Source organism: Dokdonia sp. LLG6352-1 (genome assembly GCF_045055815.1).
GTDB lineage: Bacteria > Bacteroidota > Bacteroidia > Flavobacteriales > Flavobacteriaceae > Dokdonia > Dokdonia donghaensis.
In genome coordinates this window covers 1,012,552-1,037,265 of record NZ_CP159329.1, presented here as the reverse complement: position 1 = coordinate 1,037,265, position 24,714 = coordinate 1,012,552, and the positions used below count along the sequence as shown (strand labels likewise).

21 protein-coding genes and 1 tRNA gene are annotated in these 24,714 nt (G+C 37.6%); 14 read left to right on the top strand and 8 right to left on the bottom strand.

Translation table 11 applies throughout. The features are described 5' to 3' along the window. Positions 1–26: 26 nt before the first annotated feature. A complete protein-coding gene (locus ABVM49_RS04780; RefSeq protein WP_405203255.1) occupies positions 27–2,717 on the top strand; it encodes a PD-(D/E)XK nuclease family protein in 2,691 nt (896 codons plus the stop codon). A gap of 79 nt (positions 2,718–2,796) precedes the next feature. Here the strand turns inward: ABVM49_RS04780 and ABVM49_RS04775 are convergent. Both ABVM49_RS04775 and ABVM49_RS04770 read right to left on the bottom strand, forming a co-directional pair. After that, positions 2,797–2,870: transfer RNA gene (locus tag ABVM49_RS04775), tRNA-Ala, on the bottom strand. A gap of 10 nt (positions 2,871–2,880) precedes the next feature. Beyond that, on the bottom strand, positions 2,881–3,675 hold the full coding sequence (locus tag ABVM49_RS04770) for a universal stress protein (RefSeq protein WP_405203254.1): 795 nt from the start codon (positions 3,673–3,675) through the stop codon (positions 2,881–2,883). A 47-nt stretch (positions 3,676–3,722) separates the two neighbouring features. Between ABVM49_RS04770 and ABVM49_RS04765 the strand changes: the two genes are divergently transcribed. Then, positions 3,723–4,223 (top strand): GNAT family N-acetyltransferase, encoded by a 501-nt coding sequence (locus tag ABVM49_RS04765; RefSeq protein ID WP_405203253.1) that lies wholly within the window; start codon positions 3,723–3,725, stop codon positions 4,221–4,223. Between the two features lie 20 nt (positions 4,224–4,243). Here ABVM49_RS04765 and ABVM49_RS04760 read toward each other — a convergent pair whose 3' ends face one another. After that, on the bottom strand, positions 4,244–4,390 hold the full coding sequence (locus tag ABVM49_RS04760) for a hypothetical protein (RefSeq protein ID WP_237747102.1): 147 nt from the start codon (positions 4,388–4,390) through the stop codon (positions 4,244–4,246). On the opposite strand from ABVM49_RS04760, the gene ABVM49_RS04755 reads away from it, so the two are divergent. Beyond that, complete coding sequence (locus ABVM49_RS04755) at positions 4,332–5,609, top strand: MATE family efflux transporter (RefSeq protein WP_237747167.1); 1,278 nt, start codon at positions 4,332–4,334, stop codon at positions 5,607–5,609. The genes ABVM49_RS04760 and ABVM49_RS04755 overlap by 59 nt on opposite strands. 56 nt (positions 5,610–5,665) lie before the next feature. On the opposite strand, the gene ABVM49_RS04750 is transcribed toward ABVM49_RS04755, so the two are convergent. Further along, positions 5,666–7,552: a cation:proton antiporter gene (locus tag ABVM49_RS04750; RefSeq protein ID WP_405203250.1), complete on the bottom strand. Its 1,887-nt coding sequence runs from the start codon at positions 7,550–7,552 to the stop codon at positions 5,666–5,668. Between the two features lie 219 nt (positions 7,553–7,771). On the opposite strand from ABVM49_RS04750, the gene ABVM49_RS04745 reads away from it, so the two are divergent. The 6 genes from ABVM49_RS04745 (at position 7,772) to ABVM49_RS04720 (ending at position 14,567) form a co-directional block, all read left to right on the top strand. Next, a complete protein-coding gene (locus ABVM49_RS04745; protein ID WP_298349691.1) occupies positions 7,772–8,632 on the top strand; it encodes an MBL fold metallo-hydrolase in 861 nt (286 codons plus the stop codon). Further along, complete coding sequence (locus ABVM49_RS04740) at positions 8,616–10,310, top strand: S8 family peptidase (RefSeq protein WP_405203249.1); 1,695 nt, start codon at positions 8,616–8,618, stop codon at positions 10,308–10,310. Before ABVM49_RS04745 ends, ABVM49_RS04740 begins: the two co-directional genes overlap by 17 nt. Before the next feature lie 72 nt (positions 10,311–10,382). Further along, positions 10,383–12,230 (top strand): M1 family metallopeptidase, encoded by a 1,848-nt coding sequence (locus ABVM49_RS04735; protein ID WP_405203248.1) that lies wholly within the window; start codon positions 10,383–10,385, stop codon positions 12,228–12,230. Between the two features lie 126 nt (positions 12,231–12,356). Continuing rightward, positions 12,357–12,905: a hypothetical protein gene (locus ABVM49_RS04730; RefSeq protein WP_405203246.1), complete on the top strand. Its 549-nt coding sequence runs from the start codon at positions 12,357–12,359 to the stop codon at positions 12,903–12,905. Between the two features lie 80 nt (positions 12,906–12,985). Then, entirely contained in the window at positions 12,986–13,645 is a 660-nt protein-coding gene (locus tag ABVM49_RS04725; RefSeq protein WP_405203244.1) for a hypothetical protein, read from the top strand. A 169-nt stretch (positions 13,646–13,814) separates the two neighbouring features. Then, the gene (locus tag ABVM49_RS04720) at positions 13,815–14,567 is read left to right on the top strand and encodes a hypothetical protein (protein ID WP_405203243.1); all 753 of its coding nucleotides are present in this window, start codon (positions 13,815–13,817) and stop codon (positions 14,565–14,567) included. A gap of 11 nt (positions 14,568–14,578) precedes the next feature. On the opposite strand, the gene ABVM49_RS04715 is transcribed toward ABVM49_RS04720, so the two are convergent. Together ABVM49_RS04715 and ABVM49_RS04710 are read right to left on the bottom strand one after the other, a co-directional pair. Beyond that, positions 14,579–15,853, bottom strand: a complete 1,275-nt coding sequence (locus ABVM49_RS04715; protein ID WP_405203242.1) for a Y-family DNA polymerase — start codon at positions 15,851–15,853, stop codon at positions 14,579–14,581. After that, a complete protein-coding gene (locus ABVM49_RS04710) occupies positions 15,850–16,206 on the bottom strand; it encodes a S24 family peptidase (RefSeq protein WP_038598120.1) in 357 nt (118 codons plus the stop codon). Before ABVM49_RS04710 ends, ABVM49_RS04715 begins: the two co-directional genes overlap by 4 nt. A 138-nt stretch (positions 16,207–16,344) precedes the next feature. On the opposite strand from ABVM49_RS04710, the gene rnpA reads away from it, so the two are divergent. The 4 genes from rnpA (at position 16,345) to ABVM49_RS04690 (ending at position 20,170) form a co-directional block, all read left to right on the top strand. Next, positions 16,345–16,725 carry a ribonuclease P protein component gene (gene rnpA / locus ABVM49_RS04705; protein ID WP_405203241.1) on the top strand — a complete coding sequence of 127 codons (381 nt, stop codon included), beginning with the start codon at positions 16,345–16,347 and terminating at the stop codon, positions 16,723–16,725. A 149-nt stretch (positions 16,726–16,874) separates the two neighbouring features. After that, entirely contained in the window at positions 16,875–18,500 is a 1,626-nt protein-coding gene (locus ABVM49_RS04700) for a S41 family peptidase (RefSeq protein ID WP_405203240.1), read from the top strand. After that, positions 18,493–19,374 (top strand): OmpA family protein, encoded by an 882-nt coding sequence (locus ABVM49_RS04695; protein WP_380032195.1) that lies wholly within the window; start codon positions 18,493–18,495, stop codon positions 19,372–19,374. Before ABVM49_RS04700 ends, ABVM49_RS04695 begins: the two co-directional genes overlap by 8 nt. Positions 19,375–19,378: 4 nt before the next feature. Next, positions 19,379–20,170: an SUMF1/EgtB/PvdO family nonheme iron enzyme gene (locus tag ABVM49_RS04690; RefSeq protein ID WP_405203239.1), complete on the top strand. Its 792-nt coding sequence runs from the start codon at positions 19,379–19,381 to the stop codon at positions 20,168–20,170. 55 nt (positions 20,171–20,225) lie between these two features. Here ABVM49_RS04690 and ABVM49_RS04685 read toward each other — a convergent pair whose 3' ends face one another. After that, positions 20,226–20,681 (bottom strand): GNAT family N-acetyltransferase, encoded by a 456-nt coding sequence (locus tag ABVM49_RS04685; RefSeq protein WP_405203238.1) that lies wholly within the window; start codon positions 20,679–20,681, stop codon positions 20,226–20,228. A gap of 33 nt (positions 20,682–20,714) precedes the next feature. Continuing rightward, on the bottom strand, positions 20,715–21,146 hold the full coding sequence (gene rpiB, locus ABVM49_RS04680; RefSeq protein WP_038598131.1) for a ribose 5-phosphate isomerase B: 432 nt from the start codon (positions 21,144–21,146) through the stop codon (positions 20,715–20,717). 1,331 nt (positions 21,147–22,477) lie between these two features. On the opposite strand from rpiB, the gene rnr reads away from it, so the two are divergent. Further along, positions 22,478–24,685 carry a ribonuclease R gene (gene rnr, locus ABVM49_RS04675; RefSeq protein WP_405203237.1) on the top strand — a complete coding sequence of 736 codons (2,208 nt, stop codon included), beginning with the start codon at positions 22,478–22,480 and terminating at the stop codon, positions 24,683–24,685. Positions 24,686–24,714 lie beyond the last annotated feature (29 nt).

Here is a 24,714-nt window from a genome sequence, read left to right as displayed (position 1 = left end):
TTGCGAGGCGTTTTTTATTTTAGACTATGCAAAGTTTTATAGACGTCGTACTAGAAGAGGAAAGTGTAATAGATAAAGATAATCTCATATTTATTTTACCTAGCCGAAGAGCTGGTAATACACTTAGAAAGAAAATAGCTCAGCGGGCACATAAAACTTCATTTGCTCCACAAATTTTCTCTATTGAAGAATTTATATCTCACATAACAGGATTAAAATCTGCGAGCAATGTAGACTTAATATTTAATCTCTTTGAAAGTTATACAGAAGTTGTAGAGAAGGAGAAGCTAGTAACCTTCCAAACTTTCTGTGGCTGGGCTCAATCTATATTGAGTGACTTTAATGAAATAGATCGGTTTTTGCTCGATCAAAAAAAAGTCTTTAACCACCTTAAAGATATAAAGGAACTATCAGATCATTGGTCTTCATCTACAAATGAGATAGTTGTAAATTATATAGACTTCTGGAACAACTTGCTTGAGATTTACACAGTCTTTTGCGAGAAATCACTTCATAATGATGCTGTCCATCAAGGGTATATTTATAGACAAGCTGTAGAGGTTATAGAGCATTACATATCTTCCTCTACTCAAGTAAGACACGTTTTTCTGGGCTTTAATGCGCTTAATACTGCAGAGCAACAAATTATACAGGCCATACTAGCATCAGGAAATTCGGAAATTTATTGGGATACAGAAAAGTCATTTATAAAAAACCCATATCACGAGACTAATCTCTTTATAAAGAAATACAAGCGAGACTGGGCATATTACAGCACCAATAACTTTTCTTGGAGTTTTGATAATTATAGTACTTCAAAAAATATAAATACTTATGCCTGCTCACAAGATGTCCTACAGGCCAAAACTCTAGGAACTATTCTTGAAAAAACATCTCAAGACGCACTTTCCAAAACTGCTATCATTCTAGGAGACGAGGCATTATTATTACCTGTACTTAACGCACTACCTACACACATCCATAAAGTAAATATTACTATGGGTATTCCAATAGGTAAAACCCCGACAGCTTCATTTTTTGAGCAACTGCTTGGTTTAAAAAAGAATCCACAGACTAACGGGTATTATTACAAAGATGTTTTAAAAGTACTACGCAATCCCATAACTCAGGCATTACTAAAAGAAACAGCCACAACATTACAACAAGAGATTATATCTAAAAACCTCATTTATGTCTCTACAGACGTATTACTAAATACTGTAAACCAAGAGCACCTAAATATTGCCAAGACCTTATTTTTAGAATGGAATGATAACCCAAAACTCGCCGTATCAAATTGTCTTCAAATCATTAGTGACTTAAGAACTATATACGACGAAACTCAAAACAGTTTACAAGTAGAGTATCTCTATGGGTTTTATGTAGCTTTTAATAAGTTAAAAACACTTATGGAAGTAAAAGAGCATATAAGTGATATCTCAACATTTATCCTCTTTTATCGTGATATTATTTCTTCAGAAACTATAGATCTTAAAGGTGATCCAGATCAAGGTTTACAAATTATGGGAGTCTTAGAGTCTCGTGTACTAGATTATGATCACGTAATCCTCACCTCTGTTAACGAGGGAATACTACCTTCTGGTAAGAGCCAAAACTCCTACATACCCTACGATCTTAAAAAGCTATATGATTTACCTACATATTCAGAAAAAGATGCAGTATATGCTTATCACTTTTACCATCTTTTACATAGGGCTTCTACTGTAGATCTATTATATACAACTCATAGTACCGGACTAGGAAGTAGTGAGCAAAGTCGTTTTATAAGACAGATAGAAGAAGAAGGAATTCATAACCTTACTAAATATACAGTTACACCTGCATCACACAGTACAAGCAAAAAGTCGCAAGTGATAGCAAAAACACCAGAGGTGGTTATAAAATTATCACAGTTTCTCAAAAGAGGCATATCTCCCTCTGCACTTACCACCTATTTACGCAATCCAGTGCTATTTTACGAGCGCTATATTCTCGGTATAGATAGTAGCGATGAGGTAGAAGAAACCGTTGCAGCAAATACAATGGGTACCATAGTCCATAACACCCTTGAGGAACTCTATAAACCACACATAGGTATTGTACTTACAGAAGATATTTTAAAAGATCTCATTAAAGGTATTGAGCAAGAGGTACGTAATCAATTCAAATCAGAATATGGTCTAACTCATATACAAGAAGGTAAAAATAAGATCATCTACGCGGTTATATGTCGCTATGTTCACAATTACCTAAAAAGAGAGATATCCTTGCTTAAAAAGGGCGATACTGTCATAATACAAGCGGTAGAAGATGATTTACGTGATATATCCCTCACAGATACTATTACTGTAAGAGGTAAGGTAGATCTTGTAGAACAACGCAACGGTCACCTCAACATTATAGATTATAAAACCGGTAAAGTAACACAAACCAATCTCAACTTAAAGTCTTATGAAGATTTGCTTCTGCCTGAAGGTAAATTTGAAAAAGCATTCCAAGTGCTTATGTATGCATTTATGCTTAACAAAAAGAAGCCTCTTCAGTTTCCCGTAAATGCGGGAATAATATCTTTCAAAAATCTACAGTCAGGCTTTCTACCATTTAAATACAATAGAAACCAAGAGATCACAACAGACACCCTTTTGGAGTTTGAGAGCGTTTTAAAAACATTGGTAAAAGAAATATTAGACCCTTCTATACCTTTTACAGAGAGGTAGTTTACGCTTTCGCGAAAGCGTACTAAAAACATATAAAAAACCCATCAATAGGAATTGATGGGTTTTTATTTTTTAAGCGTGGAGAATACCAGATTCGAACTGGTGGCCTTTTGACTGCCAGTCAAACGCTCTAGCCAACTGAGCTAATCCCCCAAAATAAAATTTACTCTTGAACTCTTAAAATGAGTAGTGGTTTAGGTGTAAAGAACTCTTTTTTGAGTACTACATTTTTTTCCCAGAGTTTTTTAAAGAAACCTCTCTTCCTACGCACCACACAAACTATATCTGGGTTTACAGACTGAAAATGTTCAAGTACACCTTGATAGGTAGTTGCGTTTGAGGTGGTCTTATAAGATGCACTCATCTCCTTAAGGTCGTCAGATACGTTTTTCATCTTATCGTCACTCTCTGGTGTCTCTACGTGCAAAAGTTGAATCTCTGTGCCAAAATGCTTTTGCATTTTTTTAAGCGGTTCTAGATGACGTTTTTTATCAAAGTTTCCATTTTTAAAAGCCATTAGTATTTGAGATGGCTGTTTAAAGGTTTCGTTTTCTGGCACTATGAGGGCTGGTATATTAGTACTCTTTACGAGCTTTCCAGTTGTATTACCAAGATAGACCTCGTCACGTACAGAGTTACTGCGCGGTGAGAGTACCATAAGATCTACAGGCACGTGTTTATTAAAACGCTCTACACCATCTACCACTCCACCTTTTATAGGGTGTGATACAACAGAGACTCCTTTATGATCAACCGTACTTACCACTTTCTCTAGTGTGTTTTCTGTATCTTCTTTAAGAACGGTGTTTAACTTTGAGGCGCTTCCTGCCTTAGAAAATTCTTGAAACACTGAGATAACATACACATTTGCATCTACCTCTTGAGCAAGATCTATTGCATATTGAAGTGTGTTAACCGCACTCTTTGATGAACCTATAGGAACAAGAATATTTTTCATACCGTAATTTGTAATTTTACATAAGATTACAAAAATACTTTTAAACTATGATTGTAAAGGCAGAAAAAATAGACATTCCAGAGATACTTGCGCTCACTAGAGCGTGCGCAAAATCTATGATTGAAAAAGGCATCTATCAATGGAATGAGCATTATCCTAGTGCCGCCGCTTTTGAGCAAGATATAGACCGTGAGGAACTTGTGGTTTTAAAAAAAGACGGAGCTATCATAGGGACCATCGTGGTGTCTACCGTTATGGATAAGGAGTATGAAGATGTTGAATGGTTAACTCCATCCCAGGGTAATATCTACGTACATAGACTAGCCGTATATCCAGATATGCAGGGTAAGGGTTATGCAACAAAGTTGATGAATTATGCTCTCTTTTCTGCACAATTTGGTGGGGCTCCATCTTTAAGGCTTGACACATTCTCACAAAACAAGCGTAATCAACAATTTTATGAATCTCGTGGTTATAAAAGACTGGGTAACATCTATTTTCCAAAGCAAAGTAATGATCCCTTCTATTGTTATGAGCGCATTATATAAGATGTATTTTTGTAACTCAATTATTTTAAAGCCTGAGTTATCACTATACTATCGCACAACATAGATATTTCCTTTAAGCGCATACAGCAGCTGGCAGTTCCTGCGCTTATTGCTGGTATTGCAGAGCCTGTACTCTCTAGCACAGATGCTGCAGTAGTAGGCAACATCGCAGAAAATAGTGTCGAAGCGCTCGCTGCTGTAGGTATTGTAGGTTCTTTTCTCTCTATGCTTATATGGATACTAGGGCAAACACGTAGCGCCATTTCTGCCATAATATCTCAAAACCTAGGTGCTGGAAAGCTTGAAGATATTAAAGTGTTACCTGCACAGGCTATTTACTTTAATATCATTCTATCTATCATTGTTTTAGGGAGTACATACTTCTTTGTAAAAGAGATTTTTATGCTCCTTAATGCAAAGGGGTTGGTGTTATCTTTAAGTATAGACTATTATAATATACGCGTGTGGGGTTTCCCGCTTACACTGTTCACCTTTGCCGTGTTTGGAATTTTTAGAGGGTTACAAAATACCTTCTGGCCTATGATTGTGGCTATTATAGGCGCCTCTCTTAACATAGGTCTTGACTTTATGCTTGTATACGGGATAGACGGTATTATTGAGCCTATGGGGGTTAAGGGTGCTGCCTGGGCAAGTCTCGCAGCACAGGCTGTAATGGCTATACTAGCGCTTGTGCTTTTACTTATAAAGACAGACGTTTCTCTTAGACTACGATTACCGCTGCACCCTGAGATTAAAAGACTTATCTCGATGAGTCTTAACCTCTTTATAAGATCATTTTCTCTCAATGTGGCTCTTGTACTTGCTGTACGTGAGGCGACCGCAATAAGTGATGAGACAGTAGCTGCCCACACCATTGCGGCAAATATATGGCTCTTTACAGCATTCTTTATAGATGGCTATGGAGCGGCTGGCAACCTATTAAGCGGTAGATTGCTAGGTGCAAAGGACTACCCCAACCTCTGGCTACTCACAAAACGAGTTATAAAATATAACCTTGTTGTTGCTGTTTTCTTGATGATTATCTGTGCTATTCTATACAAACCTATGGGCTTACTCTTTAGTAATGACGATGCAGTACTTATCGTATTTTATGGCGTATTTTTTATGGTGATTGTAATGCAACCTATTAACGCTATTGCCTTTACTTTAGACTCAATTTTTAAGGGTCTAGGAGAAATGGGGTGGTTACGTAACACACTTCTTGTGGCCACATTTTTAGGCTTTGTGCCCGTGCTTTATATAAGTAAATACACGGGGTGGGGTATTTTGGGAATATGGTGTGCCTTTATGGTCTGGATGCTTTTTAGGGCAGGGATGCTCATTTACTTTTACAAGAAAAAGTATTACCCACTAGCCATAAAGTAACGTTTCTATAGATATGAGAATGGTTGAGAGCGCTTTCGCGAAAGCGTACTAAAAACCTATTCCTTTTCTAAAGGTTCCTCTACCTTTTTATCGCTGTCTTTTTCAGTTTCAAGCAATGCTTCATCAAAAGGTTTTCCTAAATAAACAATATGGCTCCCCTGGAAAGACTTAACATCAAGCTCTTGTACAAATGACCCTATAATATGTATGGTTCCATCCTTCTGTTTTACAAAAAGAGGAATCATCTCATCATCATCTGTAATAATTTTTGCCACTTTTGAGTACTCTTCTTTTGTAGAAATAGGCACTTCACTTATGGTAGGATACTGCCTTGTGACCTCAGTCATATTTATAAAATCATCTGTTGCAGAGAAGAGACCTTCTTTAGGTAACTGTGCTATATTGTCCATCTCTCTTTTTGAGATGAGACGGTACGCTCCGTTTTCTCCAAATTGTTTTCTAAAACGGTTTATCGCATACTTATTGATATCGCTATTACCTGTAAGTGACATTAGATATCCTATATCGCTTAGCTCTACGTCATCTGTAAGATCGTCTGAGTAAATATTAGCCTGCATTGCCATAAGCCCCGCCTCTTTTGCGATACGTATGTGGTTTGTGTTGCTATCCAGCAAGACTACGTGGCGTCCATTTTTTTGAAGATACTTAGCAATAAGACGTGGCATTTCTGAGGCACCTACTATAAGTATTCCTTCAGATTTTACTAAAAATACGCCTACTGCCTTAGCAAATAGCCTAGCCGTTGTCGCGTTAAGAAGTACCGTCCCCAGTACAATCATAAATACAAGTGGTGTGATATACTCTGCACCAGGCTCTCCTTTAATAAGAAGTTTTGACCCAAAAAGGGAAGCAATACCTGCCGCTACAATACCGCGTGGACCTACCCAAGAGATAAAAAGCTTTGCGTTAGTCTGTAAATCTGAGCCCCAAGTACTCAAGAAAACCCCTATAGGTCTTACTATAAACACCACTACAAGGAATAATGCCAGTGTCTCCCATCTATATAGTAGCTCAAGGTCTACAAGGTTCATATTTGCCGACAGCAAAATAAATAGTACCGATATAAGTAGTACACTAAGTGACTCTTTGAAGTAAAGTAACTCTTTTATATTAGGTAGGTTTATATTACCTAATACCATCCCCATTACAACTACGGCTAGCAGTCCAGACTCGTGAGCAAACTGGTCTGACATCACAAATACGCCTAGTACTGCCGCTAGTGTAAAAACATTCATCAAGTAGTGAGGTACTAGCTTTCTTTTTACAATAAACGCAAGCGCGTGAGCAAACGTAAACCCAAAGGTACTACCAAAAAGCACAATTTTTCCAAACTCAACTAGCGCTGTTTTTGTAAAAGCAGCGCCCTCCCCTACAGATATAAACTCATACATAAGTACCGCCACAAGCGCGCCTATAGGATCTATAAGAATCCCTTCCCATTTAAGAACGGTAGAGATATCACGCTTTACGGGTACATTTCTTAATATAGGTGATATTACTGTGGGTCCGGTTACAATGATTAATCCAGAAAACAACAATGATATCTGTAAGCTTAGTCCAAAAATCCAGTAGGCAGCAAGACCAGCTCCTATAAACGTCACGAGACTACCTATAGAGATAAGCTTTGTAATTACTGGGCCTACATTTCTTATTTCATCACGTTTTAAGGTAAGACCACCCTCAAAAAGTATAATAGATATCGCTAGCGAGACAAAATAGTATAGGCTCTCTCCAGGGAATAATCCTTCTTCTCCATTCCAGATAGGTTCTATCCATTTTGTACCATCTTCAGATATAAGTGTAGATACGGGCCCCACAAAAAGACCTATGAGTAGTAGTGGTAAAATGGCAGGTAATTTTAAACGCCAAGCAGCCCATTGTGCAATGATCCCTAAAATTATGATTCCGGCTAGTTCTAACATATGAATTCAGTTTTGATGCGATATTAGTGTTTTAAAGCTTTTGGCTTTCGTTGTGAAGTTACAATTCTTTGTTAAAAACTAATGTATATAAGGGTTTAAAAACTCTCTTTTTGGTATTTTGCAGAGATTTATGTGATGGATAAAAGCCTTTTTTTGAGGTGTTTTCCGCTTTCGCGAAAGCGTAAAAAATACCATCCCAACTACTATTGACACGTTTTTATGAAAATATATCCTATTGAGGCTGGTAATTTTAAACTTGATGGTGGTGCGATGTTTGGCGTGGTGCCTAAGTCTATATGGAGTCGTACTAACCCTGCAGATAGTAACAACCTTATAGATATTGCAGCGCGCTGTCTCCTTATAGAAGATGGAAATAAGCTCATCCTTATTGATAATGGTATGGGTGACAAGCAGTCTGAGAAGTTTTATGGATATTACTATAGATGGGGTGATCACTCTATAGATACATCACTGGCCCAGTATGGTTTTCATAGAGATGATATTACAGATGTGTTTATGACGCACCTGCATTTTGACCACGTAGGCGGGGCCATACAGTGGAACAAAGATCATACGGGTTATGAGCCAGCTTTTAAAAATGCTAAGTTCTGGACTAATGAAAATCACTGGCAGTGGGCTATTGAGCCTAATAATAGAGAGAAGGCGAGTTTCTTAAAAGAAAACCTCATCCCTATGCAAGAAAGTGGCCATCTACACTTTATAGAACGTGGTGAAAATGCCTTTAAAGAAACAAGCGAACTAGGTTTTGGTATTCTCTTTGCAGATGGTCATACAGAAAAGCAAATGTTACCACATATACAGTATCAAGATAAGACCATCGTTTTTATGGCAGATCTTGTACCTACATTAGGTCATTTACCCGTACCTTATGTGACTGGTTATGATACACGCCCACTTCTATCTATAGATGAAAAAGAACGATTTTTGAAACAAGCGGCAGATAATAATTATTACCTCTGGCTAGAACACGACGCTCACAATGAGCTTGTTACTGTACAACATACCGAAAAAGGTGTGCGTGCAAAAGATATTTTTACCTTTAATGAACTATTTAATTAATAATATGAAGATTCAAACTACAAAATCCTTTCTTCTCGCAGCTACTGCTGCAGCTTTTCTAACAGCCTGTGACACGCCTAGTGCACTCGTTACAGTACCGGTAGAAAATGTAGATAGCAACCCTCTTAAAGTAGCTGCCCTTACAGATGCTCAAGAAAAAGCGTGGAGCTATGCAGACCTTAAAGCAGACACCATACCTGGTATGAGTGTAAATCGCACCTATGAAGAAATCATACCTAATAAAACTGGACAGCAAGTTATTGTTGCAGTTATAGATTCTGGTATAGACATAGAACACGAAGATTTAAAAAATAAAATCTGGACAAACCCTAACGAGATACCGGGTAATGGTAAAGATGATGATAACAACGGGTATGTAGATGATATACACGGATGGAATTTTCTAGGTGATGTAAATGCAGAGCAGCTAGAGTTTGTACGTATTATAAAAAGATACGAGAGCCAGTTTGAAGGTAAAACACTAGCTTCTATACCAGCAAACCAAAGAGAAATCTTCCAACAGTATCAAAAAGCAAAAAGTGAGTATGACACGAAAGTAACAGAGGCACAAGCAAACAAAACACGTTACGAGCAAATTTTAGGGCAACTTAAAACATCGCACGCGGCTGTAAAAGCAAAGCTGGGTAAAGAAGATTATACTGCGGCAGATCTTAAAGCCATTGCAAACCCTACGGCAGAGATGCAGCAACACGTTGCGTTCTTAACACAAATGTTGAGCTATGCAGACTCAATACCTGAGTTTATTAAAAATATAAATGATGGTGTAGATTACTTTACAAATCAGCTAGAGGCAAACTACAACAAAACAGCAGATTTTAGAAAAGTACTAGGTGATGATCCTTATGATATCACAGATACAAACTATGGTAATAACAACGTGTATGGACCAGAGCCAGACGGTGCAAAACACGGTACACACGTAGCAGGTATTATTGCTGCAGAGCGTGACAATGGTAAGGGTATGAATGGTGTTGCAAATAAAAACATCAAGATTATGGCACTACGTGCAGTACCAGATGGTGATGAGTATGATAAAGATATCGCACTAGCAATACGCTATGCGGTAGATAATGGTGCAAAGGTGATCAACACCTCATTTGGAAAATACTACTCTCAAAATCCAGAGTGGGTTTATGAAGCCATAAAATATGCGGCAAAGAAGGATGTACTTATCGTAAATGCTGCGGGTAACGAAGGGATAAGCCTTGATGATCCGGCAAATAGAGTATACCCTAACGATCAGATAGATAATGTAAATGAGATGAGTGACACTTTCCTCACTGTAGGAGCACTTAACCTTAAGTATGGTGGAGAGCTTGTAGCAAGCTTCTCAAACTATGGTAAGTCTCAAGTAGATGTATTTGCTCCTGGTGTACGTATATACAGTACTACTCCTGAAGATACGTATGAGTTCTTACAAGGTACCTCTATGGCATCGCCTAACACGGCTGGTGTTGCAGCAATGCTACGTAGCTATTATCCAAAATTAAGCGCTGCAAACATTAAAAAGATCATAATGGCTAGTGGTCTTGCTACCGGTACTCAAGTTATCTTAGGAGGTGATGAGACTAAGAAAGCGCGTTTTAGCGATATTTCAAAATCTGGTGAGATGGTCAATATGTACAATGCTTTTAAACTAGCAGAGCTACAAAAATAATTTTAGTAATTTCTAAAAATCCCAAGTTCCTCGATAGTGGAATTTGGGATTTTAACTTTAAATCAATCTATAATGAAAAACGCTTATAAATTACTGGTGATGGTATCGTTGTTCGCTTTCGCGAAAGCGTATGCACAAAACAACACCTCTTACTGGCAACAACACGTCGACTACGAGATGGAGATCGATATGAATGTAAAAAACTATCAGTACGATGGTAAACAGAAGCTAGTGTATACAAACAACTCACCAGAGACGCTAGACCGTGTGTATTATCACCTTTACTTTAACGCATTTCAACCAGGTAGTGAGATGGATGTGCGCTCGCGCAACATTGCAGATCCAGATGGTCGTGTTAAAGATCGCATAAGCAAGCTAGGGCCAGATGAGATAGGTTTTATAAAAGTAAACAGCCTTACTCAAGATGGTAAAAAATTAAACTATGAGGTAGCCGGTACTGTGCTAGAAGTACAACTTGCAGAACCTATCGCACCAGGAGCAAGTACAACCTTTAATATGGATTTTAAAGGACAAGTACCTGTACAGATACGCCGTAGTGGTCGTAACAATAAAGAAGGTGTCGCACTATCTATGACACAGTGGTACCCAAAAATGGCCGAGTATGATTTTGAAGGCTGGCACGCACATCCTTACATCGCTCGTGAGTTTCACAGTGTATGGGGAGACTTTGATGTAAAAATCACAATAGATGAAAACTACACCGTAGGTGGTACAGGATATTTACAAGATCCAGAAGATATGGGTCACGGGTATGCTGGCACTTCTATGGAGCCTGGTAAAAACGCAAAGCGTGGTAAATTACAATGGCACTTTAAAGCGCCAAATGTACACGACTTTACCTGGGCTGCAGATCCTGAGTATGTACACGATGTGATTATGGGAGAAAATGATACAGAGCTACACTTCTTCTATAAAAATAAAGAGTCTATAAAGGCAAACTGGAAAAAACTACAGCCTATGACGGCAGACTTACTTGCCTTTTATAACAAGCACGTAGGTACATACCCTTACAAGCAGTACTCTGTGATACAAGGAGGAGATGGTGGTATGGAGTATGCAATGAGTACACTCATCACTGGTGAGCGCAAGTTTGGGAGCCTTTTTGGTGTGACTGCACACGAGATGGCACATACTTGGTTTCAATTCTTACTGGCAAGTAATGAGGCAAAGCACGAGTGGATGGATGAAGGATTTACCTCATATATCTCTGCTCTGGCCGAAAATGAACTTACAGGAGGTGATAACCCTAATCCAGTTGCTGGATCATACAGAGGGTACTACTACCTTGTAAAAAGCGGTAAAGAACAACCACAAACTACACACGCAGACCGTTACAACGAGAATATGCCTTACAGCATCGCTGCATACAGTAAAGGGGCCGTATTTCTTGCACAACTAGGATACGTTATAGGAGAAGATAACCTTAAGAAAACGCTCAAAAAATACTTTGACGATTTTGCTTTTAAGCACCCTACGCCTAACGATATTAAACGTACGGCAGAGAAGGTTTCTGGTATGGAGCTAGACTGGTATCTTACAGACTGGACACAAACTACAAATACCATAGACTACGGTATCACAAGCGTTGAGGCAGATGGTAACAAAACAAAGGTTACGCTTACGCGAAAAGGGTTAATGCCTATGCCTATAGATCTTTATGTAGATATGGCAGACGGTTCTCAAAAATCATACTATATGCCACTGCGTATGATGCGTGCCGAAAAACCAAACCCAACGCCAAACATTACTCGTGAGCAACTCGCAGACTGGCCTTGGACAAACCCTACATATACCTTTACGATAGACGCACCTATAAGTAAAGTAAAGATGATGAAGATTGATCCTACGTCAAAAATGGCAGATATTGATCAAACAGATAATGTGTGGGAAAACAAGTAAGATAACCTCACATTGCTAGATCTTAATTAAACCAGCTCATTACGAGCTGGTTTTTTTGTTTGAATGCTTTTTTGGATATATATATATATATATTGCAAGCTCACATCAATCAAATCATCAATTTTAATGTCACTATTTAATCACAACCCTTCTGGGTTTAATACAATTACAGGGCTTACTACGCCAAAAATTTACAAAACTACGCTTAGTTGTTTCTTACTACTTATTACCTTAGTAACAACGATAAATGCCCAAGAGACAGATGCACTTCTCGAGAAAGGAATGGTAAAGGCAAACTTGCTTTTTGCCCCATCTATTAACTATGAGTATAATGTATATGATAACTTTACTTTAAAGGCAGAGGCGGGAATAACTCCTACTTACTTTGATATTTTCGGAAGTAAAAAAGTTGCCTTTTTTCAAAAATATGAGGCACAGGGCAAATATTATTACAACCTTAAAAAGAGAGTCTCAAAGGGTAAATCTGTAAGCGGTAATTCTGGAAACTTTGTGGCTGCAGTCTATAATTACCAAAATAAAGAAGCCTTGTTTAGTGAAGCAAGCCGGTCTACAGATTTCTCAACGCTAGGTGGTGTTTGGGGTTTTCAGCGTAGTTATAATTCTGGACTCAGTTTACTTTTTGAAATAGGCTTTGGTTATGACTTTGCATATTGATCTAATGGCAGAGATACTAACGGAAGACCATTTCCTCTCATAGGTTTTGAACTAGGGTGGGTGATTTTTAAACATAACTAATGAAGACGCGGCTTTTATTATTGCTACTCTCGTTTACTTCATTGCTCTCATACGGGCAGATAGATGGTATTAATATCTTCTCATCACTTTCTGGTTTTAGAAATGTAGGCTATGAAGATAACTTATTTACAAATGCAGAAATTGGTATCGGGTTTTTAAGCAACTCACGATTCTCTCCTGAGATAAGTATAGGATATCTAGGAGCCTCTCCAAACACTCAAATACGTGTTGTTAACAGAGATGGTAGTGTCTTAGAGCAGCAAGTAAGATCGCAAGTAAGAGGACTACTTTTAAATGCGGGTTTGGTAACTCGGCTCACAAAGAGAGAAAGTATATGGTTATATACACTTACAAATGTTTCCTTCGCCGCAAACACTACATTTAAGGCGCGTCTTTTTGAAGGCGATAAACTTAATAACCTGCCACTAAGAGAAACTATTACAGAACGTGATAACTCGGTCTTTTTTAATGTTGGTTTAGGAGTAGAAGGATTTATTGATGAAGATGAAAAATGGTCTACCTCATTAGCTCTAGTGTATACAACCTTTGATGTATTTAATAACTTTAAAGACTTAAAATTTGAAGATTCTGATACTAACCTAGCGCTTCCTAGCAATGGAGGTTTAGGATTGCGGTTTCTTATTCGCTATCATCTATGATAAACTGGTAGACATATAGAATATGTGGGAGAACTAGTAATAATCTCACTTTACTAGTATACTTATTTAAACCAGCTCATTACGAGCTGGTTTTTTTATAAAGACTTTATGATTCATAATCTTCTGATACTATGATAGTTTTATATTTTTAAACGTGAGTAAAGCGTTTATGAATTATAAGTTACTTTTTCTTTTTTGCTTGGTGGGGAGTTATACCTCAGCACAGACGCTCGAAGGGACTATTTATAATGCAACGCAAACACTACCTGGTGTAAGTGTAAAAAACTTGTCAAGAAATATACAAACCCAAAGCACTAGTAATGGCTCATTTACTATTGCGGCAGCAGTAAATGATTCTGTTTCTTTCTATCTCTTTCCGTATGCACCTCAACTTAAAGTGATCACCGCAAAAGATATGACCAGCCCCATAGTCATTGAGTTAAAAAAAGTAAACAATGAACTTGACGAGGTACTCTTGCGTAATACGCCTAAAAAAGAAACCACTTTTAGTGCGCCGGCTTATGAGCAGACAGTCCAGCAGTCTATACTAGGAGATATTGACAAAAACGGGCATCTCTACGTCCCACAAGCGTCTACTTACGGAATTAACTTTGTTGCACTATTTAAAAAGGCACGTAAGTTATTTAAGAAAAAGGACGGACGGAGAAATGCAAAAACAACTCCAGCCATTACTTCCTTACAATTAGAAAAACTCTTTAAAGAAGACCCTGTCTTTAATGATGACTTTTTATATAACGAGCTAGGCCTACCAGAAAATAGTGCTTACTACTTTTTTGACTATTGTGAATCACGACAGTTAGATACAAACCTCCTCAAACCCAAAAACAGCTTCTTGCTTATGGATAAACTTATGACACTGAGTGAGGAATACAAAGAGCTGCTTAACTCTCTAAAGGAATAGTCTGATAAATACTACCCCTTCCCTATCTCCAGTAAACTATCCCACTGGGTTGTATATCGTGGGCTGCGCTCCTCTTTAATGAGTTCCCATTCCTTATTACTTTTTGAAGTGCCAGATAATCCTGCCGAAACTGTAGACTTCCCGTAGCGATTATTTATCGCGTCAAAGGCTTTTATGAGGCGCTTATCTCCCGTCGCTTCGGGCATAAAGAGATTACCTTGTACTTGCTCCTCTGGTATGAGACCTAAAAGGTCTACACCCACTTTTTTGTACTTAAATCCTGGCTTATAAATTCGCTTTAAGGCTTTCTTAGCTTCCACGATAAGCATAAAGGTATCATTAGTAGGGACAGATAAGGTTACAATTGTTTTATCTGCGTGTTGCACATCATTTGTACTGTGATAGTTTGTGGTAAGATATATACGCAGTTGTGTGCAGCAACATTTTTGAGAGCGTAGCACCTCGCTTACTTCACTTATATAGTAAGCGCAGGCTTCTTCTATTTGTGGTAGGTTATCCAGTTTTTTACCAAAGGATTTTGCCGTTCCTATTGCTTTTTTCTTTCGCGGAAGCGTTTCAAAAGGAATACAAGATTCTCCATTAAGCTCCCGCCACAAGCGCTCCCCTACTACGGTCATTTCTTTACGTACCCACGCCAGTGGTACTTCTGTAAATGCATAAGCTGTAAAGACACCTATATGAGCGAGACGTTCCACGTGCTTTTTACCTAGCCCCCAGATGTCTTTTGTATCTGCCCAGTTAAGTGCCTCTATGCGTCGCTCCTCGGTATCCATCACATACACGTGGTCAAAGTGTGCTACCTTTTTTGAAATACGGTTTGCAAGTTTTGCCAGTACCTTAGTAGGTGCAATGCCTACTCCTACGGGTATCCCAGTGCGCTGTACAATTGTATTTTTAATTTGATGACCGTAGGCATTAAGATCTACGTGAATCATCCCAGAGAGATCTACAAAAGACTCATCTATACTGTACACCTCAACGGCAGGTGAGAACTCGCGCAGAACATTCATCACGCGGTCAGACATATCTCCATACAAGGTGTAATTTGATGAGAAGAGCGTGACATCGTTTTGTGCCAGCAACCCTTTTATTTTAAAAAGTGGGTCGCGATATGGGATATGTGTGAGCGCCTTTGCTTCTTTATTTTTTGCTATAATACAACCATCGTTATTACTCAGTACAGCGACAGGTCTACCTTTTAAGTCAGGTCTAAATACCTGCTCACAAGAGGCATAAAAACTATTACAATCTACCATCGCAATCATACCGCCTTGTGTATTATGTAACTTATCATTCCCCAGAGTTCTATAGGTTTTGAAGCATTTATTCTTTGCACATCAAAACCCTCTTCTGTAATTACTAGTGCCAGTTTACCCTCTTGTGCTACTTGTGCGCGGTCTATTATCAAAACATCTTTATCAAGAATGTTATGTGACTTCCAGCTATCACCCTTTACACGTACAAAAAAGGTCGCATCACGAGAAGAACTAAGTTCCTTGTTTAGGTCTATCATAGGCTCACGGTAATGTGTCGCAGGACTGGGGAAACCTGTTTGTACAGACCGGTTACCCGAGTAGTCTGTCACAGCACGTTTTACTTTTTGAGGTTCTGTCTTCATAGATGGCAAAATTATGGATATTTTCCAATAAAATGTATTTTTTCCAATATTTGATGTGCTGTATTGTGATTTTTTTTGCTTTCGCGAAAGCGTATATCTCCTCCATTACCTACCTCAATTCTACTATCTTTGCCAGCAATGGCACACTCATACCCAAGAAAAGAAAAGCTAAAATCTAAGAAGCTCATAGAAGCGCTTTTTATAGAGGGAAGGTCTGTCAAGTCTTTTCCGCTGCGGCTCATATATATGGAGACACCGCTCAAGGAAGAAGGCATATCACACCAAGTGAGCGTTTCTGTATCTAAGCGCAATTTTAAACTTGCCGTATCTCGCAATCGTATAAAACGCTTGATGCGAGAGTCATATCGTTTACACAAAGACCAGATTTGTATAAAAGGCACGACCTTTGTGATGCTTATTATCTATACAGGTCGAGAAGAAGTCTCTCAACAACAGCTGCATAAGGCTATGGTCAAACTTATAAAAAGATTTAATGATGCGATAGCTCCTGCATCTTAAGTTTGTTGCATCTCTGGCCTTTTCTTATCTTGTTAAGTATAGGCGTATTTTTTATACGCAGATGGATTAAAAAAAACAAAAAGTAGATAATTACGCTTTCGCGAAAGCGTTATACGCACAACTATAGTCTCTTACAGACATCTTGTATTATGAAAAAGAAAATATTCATTCCCGTTATTGCTGTTGTCATAGGTATCAGTACGGTTAGTTTTAAAAGCGACTTTTTTGAAATCGCAAAGCAAATCGAAATTTTTACAGAGCTCTTTAAGGAGCTTAATATGAATTATGTAGATGAAACAAACCCTGCAGAGCTTATGGATAGCGCTATAGAAGGTATGCTTGCAGATCTTGATCCCTATACAAAATACTGGACCGAGCAAGAGGTAGAAGATGCAAAAATTAACCGCTCTGGAGACTATTCTGGCATAGGTGCCACCGTGCGCAATCAAGACGGCAAAATGACGATTATAGAACCGCGTAAAGGATACCCGGCAGATAAAGCAGGTCTTAAAGCAGGTGATGAGATTATAAAAATAGGTGACATTACCGTGGCAGATGTAGATGGTGATGCTGGAGATTTACTTAAAGGAGCTCCAAACAGTGAAGTGGTCATCACCTACAGGCGCCAAGGAAAAACGGATAAAGCCACTATAAAACGCTCTGCGGTAGAGATAGATGCAGTCCCGTTTTCAAAACTCATAAATGGTGATACTGGGTACATAGTGCTTACAAAGTTTAATAAAAAGGCATCTAGCCAAGTAAAAGAGGCACTTGTGAGTCTTAAAACAGATGGTGCTACAAAGATTATACTTGACCTACGTGGTAACGGTGGTGGTTTACTAAGTGAGGCTATAAATATTTGTAATCTCTTTTTACCTAAAGGGTCTCTCATTACAACCACAAAGTCTGTAGTAAAAAAATACAATAAGACCTATACGACTTCGCAAGAACCTGTAGATACAGAGATACCTCTTGTGGTGCTTGTAAATGGCAGGTCTGCCTCTGCCTCAGAGATTGTTTCTGGAGGTTTACAAGATTATGATAGAGCTGTGGTGGTAGGCGCTAGAACCTTTGGTAAAGGTCTTGTACAGCGCCCTAAACCACTTACTTATGGTACATCTGTAAAAATCACGATATCTCGCTACTACACGCCTTCTGGTCGCTGTATACAAGCCCTAGATTACTGGAATCGTGATGAAAATGGAAATGCCGTACGCACCGATGCTGCAGATTATAATGAGTTTAAAACTAAAAACGGTCGTAAGGTACTAGACGGTGGTGGTGTATTACCAGATATACAAGTGAGCTCTGCAAAGTTGAGCCCAGTAACTACTGCCCTTCTCAAGGATAATGCGATTTTTGAATATGCTACAGATTACTATTATAACCATCAGTATAGCGATATGAGTGAGTTCTCGTGGTCACAAGCAGATTTTGCAGACTTTAAATCATTTTTAAATCGTACAGGTTTTAAGTATGAAACCGGTACAGAAAAGGCATTTGCAAAGGCACTAGAACAAGCAGATAAGGATGATCTTAAAACAGAAGTATCGGCGGCTTATAGTCAACTTACTAATGCGATAACGCTAGCAAAAGAAAAATCTATAGATGAGCGTCAAGATGAGATTGAAAATCTACTCATAGATGAGATTGTAAAGAGATACTTTTATCGAGATGGTCTTTATGAGTACCAGATTATAAATAATGTAGAGGTTAAGGAAGCGCTAGCAGTACTAGCAGATAAAAATCGCTACAACGAGATTTTAAATAATTAAAAGGGCTGCATTACATATAGCCCTGCTCCTATTATCTGTACAAGCTTTTGCTCAGGTAGATAAGACACACGAAACCTTTTTTGAGACAGATAAATCTAATCTCGTTGCTATAGAAAATGCAAAGCTAGAACGCTTTATTACCTCTTTGCCTCTAGATAAAATAGAAGATATCTCTATTTATGGCTATTGTGATGACCGGGGTACAGATGCCTATAATAACTGGCTCTCACAAGAGCGTGCAAATACTATTAAACAAAAGTTTGTAGATAGAGGTATTGCAGATAGTATCATAAAAAACTCAGACGGAAAAGGAGAGCTACTTCTCACCAGACTAGATGATGTAGGTAGTGAGGTGCAACGTACCCTTAATCGTAAAGTAGAGATTATAGTATCATTATTAGAACCTCGCGTAGTTCCAAAAGAAGCCATTGCCGAAGAGAAAGAACTAGAAGAGACAAAGGATAGATATAAAACCTTTGAAGATGAGCCTATTGTAAAGGGAGACCGTATCCTTTTAAAAAACATCCTTTTTAAAACTAACTACAGCTATATACACGGTAAGTCACGCAAGGACCTTAATAAGCTAGCCAAATATCTTGCTGCACATCCTGAGATTATTTTTAAGATACAGGGTCACGTGTGTTGTGTAGACCACGGCCGTGATGGTATTAACCTAAAGACTGGAAAACGTAATCTCTCTGAGGCGAGAGCAAAATTTATATACGATTATCTTGCAGACCACGGTGTAGCAAAAAAACGAATGCGATATCAAGGTTTTGGCAGTAGGTTTCCACTAGGTGGTGACCCTAAAGATGATAAGCGTGTAGAGATTCTCGTTACTTATGTGAAGAAAGTAAAGCCTAAGAAAAAGTAATTATATGGTTAAAGTTACGGTAGCAATCTGCATACTTACAATGAGTTTTTTGTCTTGTTCTCAAGCGGTCAAGCCTACATCAATAATCAATGAGGGTATTAATCAAAACTACATTCCTCCGGGTACTATCAAGCTGGTAGATACTATGTTTATTGATAAACAACCCGTGACTAATGAAATGTATAAAGAGTTTTTGAGGCATCGAGATTATTATTGGACTACAGAGTCTTCAAAAATGTTTGAGGCATTACCCACTCACAATGCGCCACTTCCAGATGAAATAAAAGTGTTGCAACAAAACAGTTATGCAGATGCGCTATCATCTTTACTTAATATTAAAGATACCAGTGAAGTAGCCTTGAGTGATGGAGAGAGAAGTACTAATTTTCTTGAAAACCCAGTGTATGCAAAGTACCCTGTACTAGGTGTAGATTATAAAGAAGCTCTTCTTTTTTGTAAATGGCGTTCAGAACTGGCTACTTTGCGTCTTAACCATATCAATAAGACAAAAAAATCTAGAGAACAATTTCCTAAAAAACTATACTACAGGCTCCTTTCGGAAAGTGAGTTTGTAAACGTGATTAATCATTTTAAACAAATTGATCGTTTAAAACAATTACAAGCATCAGAAGCTGGCGTAAAAGATCATCCAGAGGGATATTTGATTACTTATAATCTCGATGAACTACTTAATGACGGTAGTCTCTTTAATATTCAAAGTGAGCGTATTAAAACCGATACGCTTTCTAAAAGTAAAACCTCTTTTAGGTGTATCTGTGAGACAGAGGCTTGGTAAGGTTTACGGCTTAAGTTATGAGTACGCTTTCGCGAAAGCGTAAAAATTCTCGCTATTAGTTTTTCAGCATCCCAATATGAGGAATTCCATCTTCTAGATAGCCCTCACCTACTTCTTTAAAACCAAGATTGTTGTAAAAACGTTTGAGATACGTTTGAGCAGATATTTTTATGGTTGTCTCATCATAATATCGCTCTACAGCTTCTATAGATGTGTTCATTAAGTCATAGCCGTAAGTGTGCGCGCGTTCATTTTCTTGCACTACTACCCTACCTATACTGGCATTTTCAAAATAAACTCCTGGTCCAAAAATTCTCGTATATGCGACTAGCTTTTCGTTTTTATAACCCATCACGTGTACGGCATCTTGATCTTTACCATCTACATCTTGATACACGCAGTCTTGTTCTACTACAAAAACCTCAGCTCTAAGTTGTAGTATATCGTACAACTCGCTCGTAGTAAGAAATTCAAACTTTTTGATTTTAAAATCAAGGGCTACTTTGTCCATAAGTAATACCCGCGTAGCGGGATTTTTATAAGGCTAGTTACAAGCTATTTTATCTACACGTCTCTGGTGGCGGCCTCCTTCAAACTCTGTAGTAATAAATGCTTTTACCATCTCAAGCGCCTGCATTTCTGAAGTGTAGCGTGCTGGTATCGCTATTACATTTGCATTATTATGCTCACGAGCAAGAATGGCAATCTCTTTTATCCAGCATAGGGCCGCACGTACACCTTGATGCTTATTAACAGTCATTGCAATACCGTTACCACTACCACATATAACAATACCAAAATCTGCCTTACCCTCCTCTACATCTGTCGCAACGGGATGTCCAAAGTCTGGATAGTCTACACTATCTGGTGTGTCTGTACCATAATTACTAACAGTATGCCCAGCTTCTTTTAAAAACTTGACAATAACATTCTTATAACTAGGTCCTGCGTGATCGTTTCCTATAGAGATTTTCATAGTACGTTTGTTTGAGTAACAAAGTTAGTAAATAGCGGTATTGTTTTATCGTTTTACTTAAGCGGTAATTTAATACTGACTATAATTTTGTGTTCTTTTTATTCTTTGATAAAGTTACACGCTCAATATGCTGTATATCAAAACTTTAATAGGTAGTTGTGTGTAAACCTCTTCCTTTGTTTACAATTGTTGATAACCGTGAAAAACCTGTTAATAGTAATTGTCAATAACTTTTAAGCAATACTGATAACTCTATTTGTGATTATAAAATAAAAATACAATACAGGACTTAGGGTATATAAACCTAATTTTTCTATCCCAAATAATGATCAAAATTATGAGCAATAAAAGGAGCCATTTTTAATAAGTTAATAACTCAAGTTATAAGCAATTATATGTGAAGTGCGGTTATCAACATTTGTTAACTACCTAACGTAACATACAGATTTACAACTCTATTTAATAGTAATAACTCGTAGATAAGATGTCAATAACTATCAAAAAGTCACTTTTACAAAGAACAGCTCAAAAAGTTATACCGCTATTCACACTATATAATAAGCATCAATTTTTTTTTAAATTTTTAAAGAAAAGAAATATATATAATATTATATGTGAATAACATCTAGAAGTAACTAGAAGAAAAAAAGGAAAAGAAGACTGTTTTAAAAAGTGTTGACAAGGAGATTTGTTTCACTTCCGTGAAAAAGGAAACTGAAAAGAAAAATAAAGTTGCTAGGCTATGAGTGGTAACTCACTCGCTCTTGAGAAAACGGTGTCGAGGTGTGATTAGGGTTTTCTTCCTCAAAGGTTGCGTTTATATATATAGCAAAGCCTATGATTCCAATAATGAAGATTATTAGAAATAGAAGAGTGTTTTTATGAAAAAGCTTTGATCTATTCATAGTACTGGTCTCTATAAAGACGCTACAAAAATACAATTGTTACACTTATTTTAAGATTTTTTTAAGAATAAAACGTCTAAGTGTTAATTTTAAAGTTTTGATTTTTAAAATGTTACCATAAAAGGGATGTTTTAAGTAATATGAGATTAAGATTTACTGTTTCCGTAATTTTGAGAATGACTGTTATAAAATGTTTTAAGGCATAGCTTTTGCACGGTACTCTTTACATATCAAAATGTCTTGACTTAAAAGAGTATAAAATTTTAATGCTCTTGCTACATACTCTTATAAGTTGCTCGTTTCATCTTTTCGCGAAAGCGTAATAATCACAAACCCTGTTTCTGAAAGGTTATAAAAACTTAAAATTTTAACAGAAATACTGAAGTTGAACATTTTAAGACTAATTTTGTACCAGATATACAATAAATGAATAAGAAGAAGAGAAGGAGAGGACCAGGAAAAATAACAAACCTCTCAGAAAGAATACTAAAAATTCTAAAAGCAGATCATCACAAAACTTACAATTACAAACAAATAGCGGCAAAACTTGATGTAGATGATCCATCTAGCCGTAATCAAATAATCAAAAACTTACAGCAACTTAAAGCCAAAGAACAAATCGTAGAAGAGGGACGTGGCCAGTTTAAGATTGCAGCAAATAAAAATTACCACACTGGGATACTAGATGTTTCTGGTAAAGGTGGTGGTTATGTGATGGTAGATGATCTTGAACAAGATATTTATGTACCACCACATCACTTAAATAAAGCACTTAATGGTGACGAGGTTGAGGTATACATATACCGCCAGCGCCGTAGTAAGAAACACGAAGGTGAGATTACAAAAATCATCAAGCGTAAAACTGAAGAATTTGTAGGGGTTGTAAAACTCCAAAAAAAGTTTGCCTTTGTACTTACATCTGAGTCTAACAAGATGTATACAGACATCTTTGTACCACTTAAAAAAATAGGTGATGCACAAGATGGTGATAAAGTAGTGGTTACCATAGAAGACTGGCCAGAAAAAGCAGACTCTCCTTATGGTAAAATCACAAAAGTACTCGGTAAACCTGGTGAGCATAACACAGAGATACACTCTATACTTGCACAATATGGATTGCCATACGAGTTTCCAAAAGAGGTAGAAGAGTATGCAAATAAGATAGATACTTCTATAAAAGAAGAGGAGATTGCAAAGCGTCGTGATATGCGTGATGTACTTACATATACCATAGATCCAAAGGATGCAAAAGACTTTGACGATGCATTGAGTTTCCAAAAACTAGAAAATGGTAATTATGAAGTGGGCGTGCATATTGCAGATGTAAGCCACTACCTCGTACCAGGTACTATACTAGATGATGAGGCTTATGAGCGTGCAACCTCTGTATATCTTGTAGATAGAGTAGTACCTATGTTACCAGAAATATTGAGTAACGGTGCGTGTTCTCTACGTCCTAATGAAGAAAAATATACCTTCTCTGCTGTATTTGAGATGGTACCAGAAACTTCAAAAATTGTAAACTCTTGGTTTGGACGTACAGTTACTTACAGTGATGCACGTTTTGCTTATGAAGAGGCACAGGCCATTATAGAGAGTAGATCTAACATTATTCCAGCGGGAGTATCACTTACTGGTGAAGAATATACAGTTACAGATGAACTTGTAGAAGCAACTTTAGAGCTAGATAGACTCGCAAAAATTATGCGCCGTCAGCGTATGAAGGATGGAGCTATCTCTTTTGATAAAGTAGAGGTTAAGTTTAACCTTGATGATGATGCAAACCCTACAGGAGTTTTCTTTAAAACATCAAAAGATGCAAATAAACTCATAGAAGAGTTTATGCTACTTGCAAACAGAAAAGTATCTGAGTTTATAGGTAAACAACGACCTAAAAAGACCTTTGTATACCGTATACACGACGAACCTAATGATGAGAAGCTTGCCTCTCTTGAGAAGGTCGTAGGTAAATTTGGTTATAAAATGAACCTCACAGATCGTAAAAGTGTGACCTCTTCACTTAACCAGTTACTCGTAGATGTACAAGGTAAGAAAGAGCAAAATATGGTAGACACACTTGCTATACGTACTATGAGTAAAGCTGTTTACAGTACAGAAAATATAGGTCACTACGGTCTTGCTTTTGAGTATTACAGTCACTTTACCTCACCTATACGTCGTTACCCAGATGTAATGGTGCATCGTTTATTACAACATTATCTAGATGGCGGAAAATCTGCTAGTGAAGAAGAGTATGAACAAAAATGTAAGCACTCATCTCATATGGAGCAGCTTGCTACAAGTTCAGAACGTGATAGCATAAAGTATATGCAAGTCAAGTTTATGCAAGACCATCAAGATGAAGAGTTTGTGGGTGTTATTTCTGGTGTTACAGAGTGGGGAATCTACGTAGAGATTATCTCAAATAAGTGTGAAGGTATGGTGCGTTTGCGTGACATAAAAGGAGATCATTATGAGTTTGATCAAGATAGCTACTCGGTTATAGGGCAGAAGTCTGGTAACCAGATTACCCTAGGAGACGAGGTAGTAGTAAAAGTAAAAGAAGCAGACCTTGTTAAGAAACACCTAGACTTTACACTTGTAGGTGTGAAGGAAGGGCTGCATCAACAATAAATACGCTTTCGTGAAAGCAAAAAAATAAG